The organism is Algibacter lectus, from assembly GCF_004368925.1.
GTDB lineage: Bacteria > Bacteroidota > Bacteroidia > Flavobacteriales > Flavobacteriaceae > Algibacter > Algibacter lectus.
Window position 1 is genome coordinate 208,179 of record NZ_SORL01000009.1, and the last position, 18,013, is coordinate 226,191.

14 protein-coding genes and 1 riboswitch are annotated in these 18,013 nt (G+C 33.6%); of the genes, 7 read left to right on the forward strand and 7 right to left on the reverse strand.

Annotated features, from left to right (window positions below; all coding sequences use genetic code 11):
• The first annotated feature begins 113 nt into the window (after positions 1-113).
• Both DFQ06_RS13465 and DFQ06_RS13470 read left to right on the forward strand, forming a co-directional pair.
• Positions 114-1,592: a S41 family peptidase gene (locus tag DFQ06_RS13465; RefSeq protein WP_133968202.1), complete on the forward strand. Its 1,479-nt coding sequence runs from the start codon at positions 114-116 to the stop codon at positions 1,590-1,592.
• The gene (locus tag DFQ06_RS13470) at positions 1,592-2,320 is read left to right on the forward strand and encodes a Dph6-related ATP pyrophosphatase (RefSeq protein ID WP_133968204.1); all 729 of its coding nucleotides are present in this window, start codon (positions 1,592-1,594) and stop codon (positions 2,318-2,320) included. The genes DFQ06_RS13465 and DFQ06_RS13470 overlap by 1 nt, the downstream gene beginning before the upstream one ends.
• A gap of 57 nt (positions 2,321-2,377) precedes the next feature.
• Here the strand turns inward: DFQ06_RS13470 and DFQ06_RS13475 are convergent, their stop codons facing one another.
• From DFQ06_RS13475 to DFQ06_RS13485, 3 genes are all read right to left on the reverse strand, one after another.
• Positions 2,378-3,346: a T9SS type A sorting domain-containing protein gene (locus DFQ06_RS13475; RefSeq protein ID WP_133968206.1), complete on the reverse strand. Its 969-nt coding sequence runs from the start codon at positions 3,344-3,346 to the stop codon at positions 2,378-2,380.
• A 124-nt stretch (positions 3,347-3,470) separates the two neighbouring features.
• On the reverse strand, positions 3,471-4,523 hold the full coding sequence (locus DFQ06_RS13480) for a YncE family protein (protein ID WP_133968208.1): 1,053 nt from the start codon (positions 4,521-4,523) through the stop codon (positions 3,471-3,473).
• A 10-nt stretch (positions 4,524-4,533) separates the two neighbouring features.
• Positions 4,534-6,381, reverse strand: a complete 1,848-nt coding sequence (locus tag DFQ06_RS13485; RefSeq protein WP_133968210.1) for a TonB-dependent receptor plug domain-containing protein — start codon at positions 6,379-6,381, stop codon at positions 4,534-4,536.
• Between the two features lie 30 nt (positions 6,382-6,411).
• Positions 6,412-6,629, reverse strand: a riboswitch (cobalamin riboswitch).
• 181 nt (positions 6,630-6,810) lie between these two features.
• On the opposite strand from DFQ06_RS13485, the gene DFQ06_RS13490 reads away from it, so the two are divergent.
• The 5 genes from DFQ06_RS13490 (at position 6,811) to DFQ06_RS13510 (ending at position 12,022) form a co-directional block, all read left to right on the forward strand.
• Entirely contained in the window at positions 6,811-7,953 is a 1,143-nt protein-coding gene (locus DFQ06_RS13490; protein ID WP_042505814.1) for an ABC transporter substrate-binding protein, read from the forward strand.
• Between the two features lie 32 nt (positions 7,954-7,985).
• Complete coding sequence (locus DFQ06_RS13495) at positions 7,986-9,011, forward strand: FecCD family ABC transporter permease (protein ID WP_133968212.1); 1,026 nt, start codon at positions 7,986-7,988, stop codon at positions 9,009-9,011.
• Between the two features lie 45 nt (positions 9,012-9,056).
• Positions 9,057-9,851 (forward strand): ABC transporter ATP-binding protein, encoded by a 795-nt coding sequence (locus DFQ06_RS13500; protein WP_074937842.1) that lies wholly within the window; start codon positions 9,057-9,059, stop codon positions 9,849-9,851.
• A gap of 90 nt (positions 9,852-9,941) precedes the next feature.
• The gene (gene rmuC, locus DFQ06_RS13505) at positions 9,942-11,300 is read left to right on the forward strand and encodes a DNA recombination protein RmuC (RefSeq protein WP_074937844.1); all 1,359 of its coding nucleotides are present in this window, start codon (positions 9,942-9,944) and stop codon (positions 11,298-11,300) included.
• A gap of 185 nt (positions 11,301-11,485) precedes the next feature.
• Positions 11,486-12,022, forward strand: coding sequence for an acyl-CoA thioesterase (locus DFQ06_RS13510; protein WP_042495764.1), 537 nt, complete (start codon positions 11,486-11,488; stop codon positions 12,020-12,022).
• Between the two features lie 102 nt (positions 12,023-12,124).
• On the opposite strand, the gene DFQ06_RS13515 is transcribed toward DFQ06_RS13510, so the two are convergent.
• From DFQ06_RS13515 to rpmH, 4 genes are all read right to left on the reverse strand, one after another.
• Positions 12,125-12,928, reverse strand: a complete 804-nt coding sequence (locus DFQ06_RS13515) for an SHOCT domain-containing protein (protein ID WP_133968214.1) — start codon at positions 12,926-12,928, stop codon at positions 12,125-12,127.
• A gap of 175 nt (positions 12,929-13,103) precedes the next feature.
• The gene (locus DFQ06_RS13520; protein ID WP_133968216.1) at positions 13,104-14,663 is read right to left on the reverse strand and encodes a glycerol-3-phosphate dehydrogenase/oxidase; all 1,560 of its coding nucleotides are present in this window, start codon (positions 14,661-14,663) and stop codon (positions 13,104-13,106) included.
• Positions 14,664-14,794: 131 nt separating this feature from the next.
• Positions 14,795-17,647, reverse strand: coding sequence for a carbamoyl-phosphate synthase large subunit (gene carB / locus DFQ06_RS13525; protein ID WP_074937848.1), 2,853 nt, complete (start codon positions 17,645-17,647; stop codon positions 14,795-14,797).
• Positions 17,648-17,761: 114 nt separating this feature from the next.
• On the reverse strand, positions 17,762-17,923 hold the full coding sequence (gene rpmH, locus DFQ06_RS13530; protein WP_042495769.1) for a 50S ribosomal protein L34: 162 nt from the start codon (positions 17,921-17,923) through the stop codon (positions 17,762-17,764).
• Between the last annotated feature and the right edge of the window lie 90 nt (positions 17,924-18,013).

An 18,013-nucleotide genomic window follows, 5' to 3' on the forward strand; every position in this document is an offset into this window, starting at 1 on the left:
ATCGTTAAACGCGGCATAATGTTTGATTTTTAAACCATAACAATATTTTTTATTACACAATAATGTACCTAAATTTAGAGTTTTAAATATCGTGCTCTACTAAAAAAATTAACATGAAAAATATAAAAAACCTTTTCCTTATTACCTTAATATCCTTAGCAGTAACAAGTTGCTTTAAAGATGAAGACGATATTATTGTCTCAGAAACCGAGAAAACCGAAGAAATAAACGACTTTGTATGGAAAGCCATGAACTCTTGGTACAACTGGCAAGACCTTGTACCTGATTTAGCCGACTCTAAAGCTGATGATAATAGCACTTACCAAGCCTATTTAAATCAATATTCTTCTCCAGAAAACTTATTTAACAGTCTTATTTACCAAACCGATGTAGTCGATCGTTTTTCTTGGTTTATAGAAGATTATATCGAACAAGAACAAGCCTTTCAAGGTATTAGTAAATCTTTCGGTTTACGCTTTCAAGGTGTTCAAATAAATACCGAAGGTGATGTTATTATATATGTACGCCACGTAGCCGACGACTCTCCTGCTAGCGCAGCCAATATTAATCGTGGCGATATTATAAACGCTATTAACGGTACGGTTCTAACAACTACAACTTACAATACAGCCATAAATGGCCTATATCAAGATGATGTTACGTTATCTTTCGTTTCGGAAAATGCTGGTACTTTAACAGCTATAGAAGATAAAACAATTTCATCTGCTGTAATCTCAGAAAACCCGGTGTATTTAACCAAAGTCTTTTCAGATATCGATGGAAAAAAAGTTGGTTATTTAGTGTATAACGCCTTTAGATCATCATACAACGACGAGTTAAACGACGCGTTTGGCTTTTTTAAAGACCAAAACATTAGCGAGCTTGTATTAGATTTAAGACTTAACGGTGGCGGATCTGTAGAAACATCTGTTTACCTAGCTAGTATGATTTATGCTAACGCCAATACAGAACGTTTTGCTGAGTTAATTTTTAACAGCAAACAACAAGACGAAAACAATTATTACAACTTTGCAAACACTTTAAACGTATACAACAGCGATAGTGAAAGAACTGGTACACAAACCATTAACCGTCTGAGCACTTTAAACCAAGTCTATATTTTAACTTCCGGTAACACAGCATCGGCTAGTGAAATGATTATTAATGGACTAGCTCCATACATGCCAGTAAAACTTATTGGTACTACAACTTATGGAAAAAACGTAGGATCTATTACTTTATACGATTCTCCTTCCTCTGATTACTTAAATCAAAGCACAGCAAACTCTTCGCATTTAAACGCTCTACAACCTATTGTATTTCAAATTTATAATAAAAATGGAGACAGTGATTATGCTGATGGTTTTATACCTAACCTAGCTGAAATTAAAGAATCTGATTATTGGAATGTTACCTTACCATTTGGTGACGAAAACGAAGCGATTTTAAAAACGGCTTTAGATGATATTAGAGGTATTAGCGGACGAAGTACTGTTACCAAACAAGGAGACTTTAAACTTTTAAAAACACCTTTAACAGGTAACAAATTCGAAAACGAAATGTATATTAATAGCGATTTTATTTCTCGTTAATGCAAAAACATAAAACGTATTTTAATTGGAGCTCGGGCAAAGATTCTGCCTTAGCTCTTTATTATTTACAAAAAAATCAAGATTATTCTGTAGAGCAGTTAGTAACAACCGTAAACAGCCACTACAATAGAGTATCTATGCATGGGCTTAGAACAGATTTACTATTAGCCCAAACCAAAGCCTTAAACATTAAAGCGAGCCTTATAGAGCTACCCGAAATGCCTAGCATGGAAATTTATGAGGATGTTATGCTTAAAACCGTATCGCAACTCAAAGCCGATGGTTTTACACACAGTGCTTTTGGTGATATTTTCTTAGAAGATTTGCGTACTTATAGAGAAAACAATTTAGCCAAGCACAACATTAAAACAGTATTTCCTATTTGGAAAAAAGATACTAAAACACTCCTTACCGAGTTTTTAAATTTAGGTTTTAAAACTATTATAGTTTGTGCTAATTCTAAATATTTCGATGCCGATTTTGTAGGTACAATTATAGATGAAAATTTTATAGCTAATCTACCAGAAGGTGTTGATCCTTGCGGGGAAAACGGGGAATTCCATACTTTTTGTTTCGACGGCCCTATTTTTGAAAACCCGATACCTTTCACTATAGGCGAAAAAGTATATCGCGAATATGATATACCTAAAACCGATAACAACACAGTCTGTTCTGCAGATAAATATGGCGTTTGGTATTGTGATTTAGTACCAAACCTAACAACATAAAAAATGCCACCATAACAGGTGGCATTTCTTTTTATAAAAATACAATACGTATTCTATTTAGTTCTTTATTAATTTCTGTGTAAGTACACCTTCCGTTGTGGTTAACTTCACAATATATACACCTGAATTTAATCGAGTAACACTTATAGGCGTTGCTTTATTACTCACCAATTGCTTAAGTACTAATTTACCAGTAACCGAATAGATAGTAACAGTTCCAGATTTAGAAACATATAATTGAGACGTTGCAGGGTTAGGATACAATCCTAAAGCATTTGTTCTCGTTTTATCATTTAAGCCTAGCGTAACTTGCTTTAACACACCAATAGCATCTAAATCGAAACCAGAAGAAGGAAAAGGTGTCGCGTAAGGATCGTTAACTATATTTCCATAACTATCGTATGATGCATACGCAGGATCAATAGTGCCAATAACATCAATAAGCTTTACGTGAGTAATAGCATTTTTGTTCAATAAAACATTATCTGTAATATCATCTAAATCGAAAGGAGTGCCGTAACTCGCTCTATATTTGCCTGCTAAATTATTAATGTAAGTTGGGTCTATGCTTCCAAAACCTCCAACTTGAGTATCTGTTTGGGTTTGACTATGCGATGGAAATCTAAAGTAATCTGTTCCATTAGAACTTACCTCAACAAAAGCTAATTCTAAAAAAGTATCACTAAAGCTATTTTCAAAAATAGCAAAATCGAACCCCACATTATTAACTATAGGTTTTTCAAAAGTTAAAACCGCAGTTCCTCCATCACCAAGACTCACTATCACACCATTAGACTTTCCAATGGCATTATCTGCCTCTCCAACAGTTGCCAACGGCCCTGTTGGGTTTGCAATATTTTGAGGTCCGCGAACCACTTCTGCACCTGTAGCCCAAGCTACTAGATCTTCAGAGTCACGATGAATAGCTGTTGAGCCATCAGCACCTGCTTTTGGTGCGTAAGATTGTGCATTAACAGATAAGCTAAATAGTACAAAAAGTAATAAGTTGAGGGAATTTTGCTTCATAATTTTTTAAATTAGGTGTAAAAAAAACAGTCACAAAGTGCAACTGTTCTTAATATGTTATTGTTGTTTTTCTAAAAATGCCCTGATACATTAGGGTGCATCAGGACTAGTAAAAGTTTAGATATTAGTTAAAGTAAATTTTCGACGCACCAAGACCAACATTAAAAGTCTCAAGTAAAGTAGCGCTATCTAAATCGTAAATTAACAACTCACTTTGTGCTGTAAAACTTGCATTTGTTACATAAATTTTATCATCATCAACAGATAGTCCGTAAAGATAAATATCAGCAATTTCCAAAATAGATGTTGTTGGTAAAGTTGACTCATCATCATCCAACTCGTATATTTTATTACTCATAGAATAATAAACCTCGTCATCATCATGTGCCATTTGGCTTGGGTGTAAACCTGCTGCAAACTCAAGAGTTTCAATAACAGTATCTGTAGATGTATTGATTCGTGTTATAGAGGCCGCTGTTTCTACATAATCAGCTACCCAATATCTAGTATCACCACTACATAAAACAACTAAGTTTCCGTTAGAATCAAAAGCTATTTCATCTGGAGCATCATTAACTATTATAGTTTCAATACTATCATCTGTAGTATCAATTACAGAAATAATGTTATTAATGTTACGCCCCCCTTTGTGCGATATATATAAATTATCACCTTTAGCTAATATTTGTTCTGGACCTTCACCTATTGCAATAGTACTTGTTACAGTGTTTGTAGTTAAATCGATTTCAGCAATAAAATCATCTGTAGTATCCGTACCGTCTCCCCAGTTTGTTACATACCCTTTACCGTTTAAAAAAGTAATGTATCTTGGAGTTACTAAACCTGTTGAAATTTCAGCTTGTTTTACAAACGTATATCTATTTACTACAGTAATTGTGTTAGCATTATCAGAAATTATATAAGCTAAATCGCCGTTAAAACCAATAGATTGTAAATACACACCTAAATTTTCTGAATTTACATTGTAATAAATTTCATTCTCTACAGTCATGTAATTATCTGAAATATAAGATACAGATGCTGGTCCGCCTTCCGAACTAACTAAAATACCATTATCATAGTCTCCTAATGGTAATTGCACATCGCCATCATCGTCATTAGAACATGAAAAGACAAAAAGTGATACTGATAAAAGTGATAAAATAATTTTCTTCATTTTTGATTTATTAGAATTTATAGTTGATTTGAATATTAAAATTTCTATTCGGCATAGGCCTAAAAGCTACGTTTTCGTAAACTTCATTAAATATATTTTTCAGAGTAATCCCTGTTTCTAGTTCGTTTTTTGTGTTCTTAAAAAAAGTGTAATTACACCCTATATTCCCCACATCATAACCGTTTAAAGAAGTAAAACGTCCTTCTAGATTATCTGCTGTAGTAAAAACATCTCCATTAAACATGTGCTGATAAAACACTGTAACAGCCTTATAATTGTAGGCCAAGGCTAGATTCCCTTTATGAAACGGCACATAAATAAGTTGTTTATTGGTTTCTAAATCTTCAGAAACAGTGTAAGAGTAATGCCCAGAGACATTAAATTGATGCTCATTAATGTTGTAATGTGATTTCACCTCTACTTCGGCACCATAACTTGCTACTTCTCCAATATTTATAGGCGACCATAGGCCAGTACTGTTTGGTTGCCACTGTATCATATCTTCAGTATTGATATAATAACCATTAAGTTTTACATTAAAATTAGGGTAATTAAAGTTTTGCCCTAAATCTATTTGGTAAGACGATTCTGGAACCAGATCTAAATTTCCGCCTGGTTGCCAATACAAATCGTTAAAAGTAGGAATACGGTAGTTTTTAGAACCGTTTATTTGAATCTGATAATGTTCAAATAAATCAAAACCAGCATCAACTGAAAATACAAAGGGTCTCTCACCTCCTGTTGTAAAATCTTGTCTTAGGTTAACGCCATAACTTATCGAGTTATTAGGTTTGTGATTAAGCAACGCTGTTGTAGAAAATACGTTTCTTACCGGTTCCTTAAAACTATCTCCGTTTCCTTTTGAATTTGAATATTCTAATATGGTTTTAAATTGAAGTTTCTCATTAAAACTCACATTAAAACTATGATTAATTAATAATGTATTTACTTTTCCTAAACTATAATTATCTTTATCCTTGTTCTCGAAATATTTAAACATTTCGTGTAAATGAACCACTTTTAATCGTGAACTAAATTTACCAATAATTCTCGACCATTCCAACATAGATCTAAAGTTTTCGTCCTCATATTTACTACGAGAAGGCCCAACTAGAGTGCCAGAAAAATTACGCTCGCCAATATAACTTTGGTGGTATAGTTTTAAAATATCCTTATCGGAAATAAAAACACCCAAATTCACATTCATATTTAAATTATGGAACTCACCGTTTTCATTTACACTATCGGTACCAAGGTATTTATAGTCGTTATCAGAGTCTACATAATCTACTCCAATATTTGCCGTCCAAGCTTCACTTCCAAAGGAAGAATTAATACCTAAATTTTTAGAATTAAAACTACCATAACCCGTTTTTATGCGAGTTTCAGCATGATTACTAAATTTTAAATCATTATTTAAATGAATGCTACCACCAATAGAACCACTGCCATATTGCACGCTACCACCACCACTTCTAATATCTATAGAACTATAATTTGAAGTATTTACGGTATTAAAGTCCGTTTGGCCGTTTAATTGTGAATTAATATTAATTCCATTCCAAATTACGGCTGTTTGCGACGCTGTTGTACCTCTAAAAGAAGGCGACGACACCATACCGGCACCATTTTCTTTAAAATAAATATTAGAGTTAAAAGCCAATAAATTGGTTAAAGATGTAGCATTATTGCTTAAAACAGAATCGGTAAGTTTTTCAATTTTTATACCAGCAGCATAGTTTTTTAATTTACTATCACTTAAAATTACAGCATCTAGTTTTTGAACAGCATCAACCTGTGCTTGCACACCGCTACAAACGCCTAAACCTAAAATTAAAAATGTAAAAATCTGTTTCATAAATCTTTAAAACTCTTTACCCGAGAGTTGTTTTAGATGATGAAAATGGCAGGTCTCCTGACTTATTTTATGTTATCTTACCTTCCCAGTTAATACCAGTGGTTTTGAAGTTAATAACACCTTCTAAAGAAGTACCGAAAATATTTCGATAAAAACTTACAGTTGCGGGAACAGTCCTAGATTTTAACTAGATTCCCTTTTAATTCATTCAGCACGTACTGAATGAAACCAAAATTCTCTGCAAAAGTAGATTCTTTTTTAAATGCAGACTAATGAAATTCACTTTTTCTTGTTCAATTTATAAACAAGGTAAATAAAACCAATTAAAAAATGCAGTATTATAATTCCTCCTACTATATATATTGTTAAATTTGAACCGTTTCTCATAATAGAAATTTTATCTAAAGTTAAAAAAACCACCTCATATCAATGTCACTATTGTTACAAAAAAAGTACGTATCGTCTATTTTATTTTTTATTCTAATCGGCTTTTTTTCTTGTAAAAAAAAGAAAGAAAGTACTAAAGAAGCTTTTGTAGCAAAAGAAGTGAAATTAAAATACGCCAAAGGCTTCTCAATAAAAGATCTAGGCATGTACAAAACTTTAGAAATAAAATCTCCATGGCCAAATGCCGAAACTACTTTTAAATACGTTTTAGCAAATTATGGTGATGACAGACAAGCGGATAACACAATTTCCTTACCCATTAAAAAAATTGTGGTAACATCTACCACACACCTTCCGGCTTTAGAACTTTTAGGCGTAGAACAAACTTTGGTAGGTTTCCCTGGCACAAAATATATTTCTTCGGAAAAAATAAGATCTAGAGTTGATAATGGTTCCATTAGAGAACTTGGCAAAAATGAAGGCATAAACACCGAAGTGCTTTTAGAATTAAACCCCGATTTAGTGGTTGGTTTCGGTATCGATGGTAATAATCGCTCTTTAGACCTTATTGCGCGCGCAGGAATCCCCGTAATTTTTAATGGAGATTGGGTGGAAGAGTCGCCACTTGCAAAAGCCGAATGGATTAAGTTTTTTGGAGTACTTTACAACAAAGAAAAAGAAGCGGATTCTATTTTTAACCGCATTGAAACCGAATACTTAAATGCTAAAAAACTAGCTAAAAATGTAAAAAACAGACCTACTATTTTAAGTGGCGCCATGCATAATGACATATGGTATTTACCTAACGGAACAAGTACAGAAGCGCAATTACTAAGAGATGCTAATACCGATTATTTATGGAACGATTCTAAAGGCACAGGAAGTTTACAACTTAATTTTGAATCTGTTTTTATGAAAGCTCAAGATGCCGATATTTGGTTAAGCCCATCCAATTATTCTAGTCTAGAAAAACTAAAAAATGCAAGCACTCACAATGCCGAATTTAAAGCTTTTAAAAACAAAAACATTTACACTACAAACAATACAACTGGCGCCACAGGAGGCGTTTTGTATTTTGAATTAGGTATGAGTCGTCCAGATTTAGTATTGAAAGATTTGATAAAAATTTGTCACCCAGAACTATTAACAGACTACAATCTTTTTTTCTTTAAACCCTTAGAATAAACCATATTTTACACAGTTATTAAACACAAATAATGAACAAAACCTATACCTATTCATTTCTAGCATTGGCACTAACTTTAGTGTTGTGCTTTTTCGTGAATATTAGTTTAGGCTCTGTTTCCATACCATTAAAAGCAGTTTTTAATAGTTTACTAAACAGCAATGTAGAACAACAAAGTTGGCAACATATTATTTTAAACTACCGCTTACCAAAAGCTATAACCGCCATAATTGTAGGTTCGGGTTTAGGCATTTCTGGCTTATTGATGCAAACATTATTTAGAAACCCTTTGGCAGGCCCATTTGTTCTCGGTATAAGCTCGGGAGCCAGTTTAGGCGTAGCTTTAGTAATTTTAGGTTCTGGTGTGTTTGGAGGCGTTTTAGCATCACTATTTGTATCCAAATGGGGCATTGTAATTGCGGCGAGTTTAGGTAGTTTTTTAGTTTTACTAGCCGTTTTAATGTTTTCTATTAGAGTTCGAGATACCATGGCCATACTTATTATTGGCCTAATGTTTGCCAGTATTACCGCTGCCATTGTTAGTGTGCTTTCTTATTTTGGATCGGCAGAACAATTACAACAATATGTATTTTGGGGTTTTGGTAGTTTAGGAAATTTATCGTGGAGCGATCTCACCATATTTTTAATTATTTATGTACTCGGGATTTTAGCTAGTTTATGCTCCATAAAATCGCTTAACACCTTACTTTTAGGAGAAAACTATGCAAAAAGCTTAGGATTGAATATTAAAAAAAGTCGTTTAATAATTATAATCGCTACCAGTTTACTTGCCGGAACAATCACCGCTTTTACTGGGCCAATTGCCTTTATAGGCTTAGCAATACCGCATTTAACACGACAGATATTTAACACCTCAAATCATAAAATATTATTGCCAGCCGTATTTTTACTTGGCGGAATTGTTATGTTAGTTTGCGATAGTATTGCTCAATTACCAAATAGCGATTACACCTTACCGATCAATGCCATTACCGCTTTAATTGGAGCACCCGTTGTTATTTGGCTTCTAGTTAGAAAACGAGGTATGGTATTTTAATCTCATAAAAAAAAGTAGATAAAAGCAGGAAACCTATATTATATAATGAAAGAGCAAAATCCACATATCATTTTAAAAACCGAAGATTTATCTATTGGTTACGCCTCAAAAAAGGCAAAAACGGTTGTGGCATCTCAAGTTAATGTTGAATTAAAAAAAGGAGAATTAATCGGACTTATTGGTGCAAATGGCATCGGGAAATCGACACTTTTACGCACCTTAACACATGTGCAAAAACCTCTTTCTGGAACTGTATTTATTAATGAAAAATCTATTTTAGATTACAATCCGTTAGATTTAGCCAAAGTCTTAAGTCTAGTTTTAACCGAAAAAATAGCATCTAAAAACTTATCTGTTTTCGAACTTATTGCGCTAGGTAGACAACCTTATACCAATTGGGTTGGTAATCTATCTGAGCAAGATAAAAACATTGTAAACCAAGCTATTCTTCAAACAAATATAGAAGATTTACAACATAAAAAATGCTTCGAATTAAGCGACGGTCAACTTCAAAAAGTTATGATTGCTCGCGCCTTAGCCCAAGATACCGATTTAATTATTCTAGATGAACCCACCTCGCATCTCGATATGTATCACAAGGCTTATATTTTAAAACTACTTCAAAGACTCGCTAAAGAAACAGGTAAAACCATTCTGTTTTCTTCTCACGAAATAGACTTAGCCATTCAACTTTGCGATACTTTAATTGTAATGAATGCCGGAACTGTAGTTTCCGATCAACCTTGTAAACTTATAGAACAAGGTGTTTTTGAAACTCTTTTCCCTAAAGATTTAATTGCTTTTGATAAAAACACGGGGAGTTTTAGGGTTAAGAAGTAAAAACCTAAATTAAATTTTAGTTGAAGCTTCTTTTTTAACTTCAATCTTCAACCTAAAAAAATTATCTTTGAACCTATACCCTATTTTTAAATGAACGACAGTCTCATCTTAATCCTCGCTATTATTATTTCCGCAGTTATTGGTGGTTATTTAGGCATGCTTTTTACTAAACTTAAAAGTAAGAGCGAAAAAAGTACTTTAGAAGAACGTAACAGCAATTTACAGCAACAATTTGAAGCCTTCAAGCAACATACTGCAACCGAAAAACAGGAACAAAAAGTAACAATTTCTAAAATTGAAAACGACCGTGAAAATATTCGTCGTGAAAAAGATTTTTTAAATGCTGAATTAGCAAGAAGAAATACAGAGTTTGAAAACTTACAGGCCTTAAACCTTAAGCGCGATGCTGAATTAGAGGAACGCCAAGAGCAACTGCGTAAAGATTTTGAAATTTTAGCAACCAAAATACTAGATGAAAAATCGGAGAAATTCACACTTCAGAATAAAGAAAACATTACTAATATTTTAAATCCGCTTCAAGAAAAAATTAAGGTTTTTGAACAAAAAGTAGACTTAACACAAAAGGAAAGTATTAGTATGCATTCCGCTTTAAAAGAGCAATTGTTAGGCTTGAAAGATTTAAATCAACAAATGACTAAAGAAGCTACCAACCTTACACGCGCCTTAAAAGGTGATAGCAAAATGCAAGGAAACTGGGGCGAATTGGTATTGGAGCGTGTGCTAGAAAAATCGGGATTAGAGAAAGATCGCGAATATTTTGTACAACAAAGTTTTACCTTAGAAGACGGATCTCGTGTGTTGCCCGATGTGGTTTTAAACCTACCGGATGGTAAAAAAATGATTATTGATAGTAAGGTGTCTTTAACCGATTACGAACGTTTTGTAAATGCCGAACTAGAAGATCAGCCGCAGTTTTTAAAAGCACACGTCAATTCGATTAAGCGTCACGTAGATCAACTTTCAGAAAAAAATTATCAAGATTTATACGATATTGAATCGCCAGATTTTGTACTTCTTTTTATTCCAATAGAACCTGCTTTTGCTGTGGTTGTTAATGAAGATAATTCTATTTACAACAAAGCTTTTGAGAAAAACATTGTTATTGTTACACCATCGACCTTATTGGCGACATTACGCACCATTGACAGCATGTGGAACAATGAAAAACAACAACAAAATGCTATTGAAATTGCACGACAAGCTGGAGCACTTTATGATAAATTTGAAGGTTTGGTGAAAGATTTAACCAACGTTGGAAAGAAAATTGACGCCGCTAAAACCGATTATTCATCAGCAATGAATAAACTGGTTGATGGCCGAGGAAATATAATTACAAGTGTAGAAAAACTCAAAAAAATGGGGGCTAAAGCAAAAAAGGCATTGCCCGAAGCTATTATTAAACGTGCTCAAGAAGATGAAATAGATTAGTTATTTTCGCATAACGCATTGATATATTATTAGCCTAGCAAAACGATAGCTACGAAAATCATTTTTTAAAAGTAGATTTTTATAAAACTTCCTAAAAATTAAATACCTTTATTGATTACGTTTAATATATTTTTATTTTAGAATATATTTCGCAGTATTATTTAAAACTAAACGACTAAAATTTTATGTTCAAGCATCCTAAAGAATCTCAAGTTTCAATTACAGAATTAATGCTTCCGTCCCACTCTAATTTTAGTGGAAAGATTCATGGTGGACATATTTTATATTTAATGGATCAAATTGCATTTGCCTGCGCTTCTAAACACTCTAGACACTATTGTGTAACGGCTTCTGTAAACAAAGTAGATTTCTTAAACCCTATTGAAGTAGGGCAATTAGTTACGCTTAAAGCTTCTGTTAATTATACAGGAAGAACCTCTATGGTTATTGGCTTGCGTGTAGAATCGGAAAATATTCAAACAGGAGAAGTTAAACATTGTAACTCATCATATTTTACAATGGTTGCTAAGGATGAAAATGGAAATAACGTACCAGTTCCTGGCTTAATTTTAGATACAGAACAAGGCGTTAGACGCTTTGCGCGTAGTATTGTAAGGCAAGATCAAGCTAGAAAAAGATCGTCTCGATTTAATTCTTCAGATTTTAAAATTGAAGAACATATCGATTTTGTAAAAACTCAAAACGTACAAGTAAATTTATAAGAAGATATCTTCTTTTATAAATTCAAGACATAAAAAAAGTTCAATTAACTGAATAAAACACTTTCAGTTAATTGAACTTTTTTAATTATTATAATAACCTCATTATAATCGACTTAATAATTCGGCTTTCTTGTTTTCAAACTCTTCAACCGAAAGTATATCTTTCTTTTTTAGATCTGCCAATTTTTCTATTTTCATAAAAATATCTTCCTCTAAAGCGCTATTGTTATTGTGATTATTATTATTTGTGTTTACTGGTGCTTGCTCTACAAATATAGGCTCTGGTTGATTTTGAATAATGTTATTATTCACCGGTGCTGGTTTAGGTCTATTATCTTCACCCGATACAATTGGTAACGTACTTAAATCTACCGTACCATATTGACTTGTAAACGTCACAGAATAATTTCCGCCTTGTTGTTGCCCTACACCTCCAATTTGGTTGTCTAAAGTATCAAACACTGTTACTTTTCCGTTTTGTTGAATCGCTAAACGTCCAATATTAGAAAAAATAGCATAGCTCGTTCCGTTTTGGCTTCCTGTAGAATTAGGAAAACCTAAATTACCCCACCAGTTACCAGATCCAGATTGAAATCCGTTTTGGTTTTCTACTTTCGGTAACGGCTTATATTGTATACCACCTTGATTTATTAAATTAGATAATTCAACACACAGACCATCTACCGTAGATTTAAGCTGATTGTTAAACATATCGCCTACCATGGTCATGCCACCTTGCATCCACTGACCTCCGCCGCCTAATTCGGAAATATTAAATTGTGCCATTGTGCCGTTACTTCGCATAAGGGCTTGCGTTAAATCTGTTACGGCATTAGTGCTTACTCCATAACGGTTTGCTACATTCGTCATATTCTGAAAGCTAGCATCTGTGAATATTGAATTCATAATATATATTCTCTTTTTAGTTCAAATTGTTAACTTAACAATTTTGCGGTAAAGGTAATCTATAGTAATACCAATAACCTTCTTTTATACAGAAGTTTAGCTTTTATTTTACATTAAAGAAGAAAGAAGTTTCTTTCTTAACAGTAGCGTCATATTCTAAGTGAAAAATCTATTTTTACAGCATGTAATTTGAAGTCAATTTTTGGTAATCTGCTATTTCCTGCGTTTCCCAAGCTTCATCTTTTCCGAGTAATTCTCCCATTATTTTAGCTACTTCAGGAGCCATTCTAATACTTTCTTTAGCATCAAGTAATTGGCAACGTACTCTACGCGCTAGAAAATCTTCTACTTTCCTTGCCATTTCATGCCTTACAGCCCAAACGACTTGAGCTTGTATTACAGACATAGAAGTACTTATAGATTTATCCCATCCGTTTTGTTTAGATAACTCAAGAAGTGCATCTTCATCACTTCCGTAAAAATACAAAGGGTTATCAAAATTGACATCTTCCTTATAACCATGTATTTTTAAATCTCTGGTTTTTGAAGGTTTATGTTCCCATTTATGGTTTTTCTCTACTTTATTCACTAAATCTTCGCCCATTTTTCTAAAAGTGGTCCATTTACCACCAACCATAGTTAAAAGCCCCGATTTTGATGTATAAATTTTATGACTTCTAGAAATCTCTTTTGTTTTATTGCCTTCTCGTTTAGGGGCCGCCAATGGTCGTAAACCAGCGAAGACACTTAATACATCACTTCTTTTAGGCGCTTTAGTTAAATAACGACTTGCGGTATTTAAAATGAATTCAATCTCCTCGTCGAAAGCTATGGGTTCCAAAACTCCGCGTTCTACAGGAGTATCTGTTGTTCCAATAATAACTTTATTATACCAAGGCACTAAAAAGAGTACGCGACCATCATCTGTTTTCGGAATAGTAATCGCATCTTTTCCTGGCAAAAACGATTTATCTAATATTAAATGCACACCTTGGCTAGGAGCAATTGTTTTTCTAGAACCTGGTGCATCCATTTGTAACACATCATCTGCAAAAACACCGGTAGCATTAACAACTTGTTTACCTTTTATTTCGAATACATCTCCAGATTCTTCATCCTGAACTTTAACACCCGTTACATCGTCCTTTTCATTTTTAACCAAAGCATTTACAGCACAATAATTAAGAACAATAGCTCCCATTTCTGAAGCACTTTGAAGCGTATTTATAGCCAATCGCGAATCATCGAACTGACCGTCGTAATAAACAACACCTGCTGAAATTTTCTTCGGATTAATTAAAGAAATACGTTCTAAGGTTTCTGACTTTGAAATATGTTTAGATCGGCCTAAACTCAGTTTACCTGCTAATAAATCGTAAACCGTTAAACCAATGGTGTATAAAATTTCATCGTACCAGCCGTGTGTTGGAATAATAAACGATTGAATTTTTACGACATGAGGTGCATTACGCAACATTAACCCACGCTCCACAACTGCTTCTCGCACTAAAGCAATATCACCTTGCTCCAAATATCTTACGCCGCCATGCATTAACTTGGTGGCTTTACTTGATGTTGATTTTGTAAAATCTGATTTTTCTAATAACACTACCGAGTAACCTCGTGCTGAAGCCTCTAAAGCAATCCCTATTCCGGTTGCTCCACCGCCTATAATTATAAAATCGTAAGTTTTAGAATCGGTCCTTAACTTATACATCATGTCTTCTCTGTTCATGTAGACTTACTTTATTTTTAGGAGGGCTATTAGTTACAAACGAAGTTAATGAAATTACAACCAACTAGAATAGGTTTAAAAACAAAAAACCCCGCATAATTGCGAGGTTTTTAATATAAATTGACTTGATATTATTTACTTAAGTACATTTTACGTCTTGAATATAAATCATAAAAAGCATCATCTTTTAAACTATCGATAAATAAGATACTTTCTCCCGTACTCTTCATTTCTGGTCCTAGTTTCTTATTTACATTATGGAACTTATCAAAAGAGAATACTGGTTGCTTAATAGCGTAACCTTCTAATTTAGGGTTGAAATTAAAGTCTTTAACTTTCTTTTCGCCTAGCATTACTTTAGTTGCATAATTTACATAAGGCTCTCCGTATGCTTTTGCAATAAATGGTACTGTTCTAGAAGCTCTCGGGTTGGCCTCAATAATATAAACCGTATCATCTTTAATAGCAAATTGGATATTGATTAACCCAACTGTATTAAGTGCTAAAGCAATTTTTTTAGTGTGATCCTTTATTTGCTCCATCACTAAATCACCTAAGTTAAAAGGTGGTAGTAATGAGTTACTATCTCCAGAGTGAATTCCGCAAGGTTCAATATGCTCCATGATTCCGATGATGTACACATCTTCTCCATCGCAAATAGCATCAGCTTCAGCCTCGATAGCACCATCTAAATAATGATCTAGAAGTAATTGGTTACCTGGCATTCTGCTTAATAAATCTACAACGTGCTTTTCTAACTCTTCCTTATTAATTACAATTTTCATACCTTGACCACCAAGAACGTACGATGGACGTACTAATATTGGGAAGTCTAAAACATCTGCAATAGCAGCAGCTTCATCAGCTGTTGTTGCGATATCGAATTCTGGATAAGGAATATTATTTTCTTTAAGCATGTTTGAGAACAGTCCGCGATCTTCAGCTAAATCTAAAGCTTCAAAACTTGTTCCTAATATCTTAACACCATATTTAGTTAATTTTTCGGCTAGTTTTAATGCGGTTTGACCACCTAACTGAACAATTACACCTTCTGGTTTTTCATGCTTAATAATGTCGTAAATATGTTCCCAGAATACAGGCTCGAAGTATAATTTATCAGCTGTATCAAAATCGGTAGAAACCGTTTCTGGGTTACAGTTAATCATGATGGTTTCGTAACCACACTCAGCTGCGGCTAAAACACCATGCACACAACAGTAATCAAACTCGATACCTTGACCAATTCTGTTTGGTCCAGATCCTAAAACAATTACTTTTTTCTTATCTGTAACAACACTTTCGTTATCTGCATAACGATTACCGTCTGCAGTTTCCATATCACTTTCAAAAGTTGAATAGTAATAAGGAGTTTTTGCTTCAAACTCAGCCGCACATGTATCTACTAATTTGTACACACGGTTTATACCAAGTTCTTCACGTTTATTATATACTTGACTTTCTAAACAGCCCAACATGTGCGCTATTTGGCGATCACCATATCCTTTTTGTTTAGCCTCTAATAATAAATCCTTTTGAATGGTATCTATTTTGAAGGTAGAAATTTCGTTCTTAATCATATGAAGTTCCTCATATTGCTTTAAGAACCACATATCAATTTTGGTGATTTCGTGAATTCTGCTTAGCGGAATTCCCATTTCGATAGCATCATAAATAATAAAAACACGATCCCACGAAGCATAAGTTAATTTTTCAATTATTTGTTCGTAGTTTTTGTTTTCTTTACCATCGGCACCTAAACCATTTCTCTTAATTTCTAGAGATTGTGTTGCTTTGTGTAAAGCTTCTTGAAAAGAACGCCCGATACCCATAACCTCACCTACAGATTTCATTTGAAGTCCTAAAGTTCTATCTGAACCTTCAAATTTATCAAAGTTCCAACGTGGTATTTTTACAATTACATAATCTAATGTTGGCTCGAAAAGTGCCGATGTAGATTTAGTAATTTGATTTTTTAATTCATCTAAATGATATCCTAAAGCCAATTTTGCTGCAATTTTAGCAATTGGATAACCTGTTGCTTTACTCGCTAATGCTGAAGAACGAGATACACGTGGGTTAATTTCAATAGCGATAATATCTTCATTCTCGTCTGGAGAAATAGCAAACTGTACGTTACATCCACCTGCAAAATCACCAATATTACGCATCATATGGATAGCCATATCACGCATTTTTTGGAAGGTTTTGTCGCTTAATGTCATTGCTGGAGCAACCGTTATAGAATCTCCTGTATGAATACCAATTGGATCCATATTTTCGATAGAACAAATAATAACAACGTTATCATTAGAATCTCTAAGCAACTCTAACTCATACTCTTTCCAACCTATTAAGGCTTTATCAATCATAACCTCGTGAATTGGAGAAATCTCTAATCCGCGTGTTAACAACTCATCAAAATCTTCTTCTTTATATACAAAAGAAGCACCTGCTCCACCTAAAGTAAAGGATGCTCTAATAATTAAAGGGAAACCAAATTCTTGAGCAATTTCTTTACCTTTTAAGAATGAAGTTGCTGTTGCTTGTGGTGCCATTGGAATACCAATATCCAACATTAAGTGTCTAAACTTCTCTCTATCTTCGGTAATATTAATGGCATCAATATTAACACCAATAATTTCTACACCAAAATCTTTCCAAATTCCTTTTTCATCAGCTTGAATACATAAATTTAAAGCCGTTTGCCCACCCATTGTTGGTAAAACCGCATCAATTTGAGGATGATCTTTTAAAATCTGAATTAAAGATTTCGTAGTCAACGGAAGTAAGTAAACATGATCGGCCATAGATGGATCGGTCATGATAGTTGCTGGGTTGGAATTGATTAGAATTGTTTCTATCCCTTCTTCTCTTAGCGATCGTAACGCTTGAGTTCCTGAATAATCAAATTCGCAGGCTTGTCCAATTACAATTGGTCCTGAGCCAATAATTAATATCGATTTTAGTTTTGAATTTTTTGGCATTTTTACTCGTTATTTTATTGTAGCTTAATGAATTGCAAAAATAGTAATCAGTTGACATAAAAAAAGGCATTACACTTAAGTAACACCTTTAATTTATCAACAATTGTTAATCATTTATTTCTTATGTCTAGTTTCAGTAGAAACAGATAATTTTTTTCTTCCTTTAGCTCTTCTACGTGCTAATACCTTTCTACCATTGGCAGAAGCCATTCTTTCTCTAAAACCGTGTTTGTTTCTTCTTTTTCTCTTAGAAGGCTGAAAAGTTCTTTTACTCATTATCTTGTATCTTTAAAACTGAATTGTATTTTTTTAAATCTATGGCTCTGAGTGTTCCCCAAAACTGACGGCAAATATACGAAGACTTTT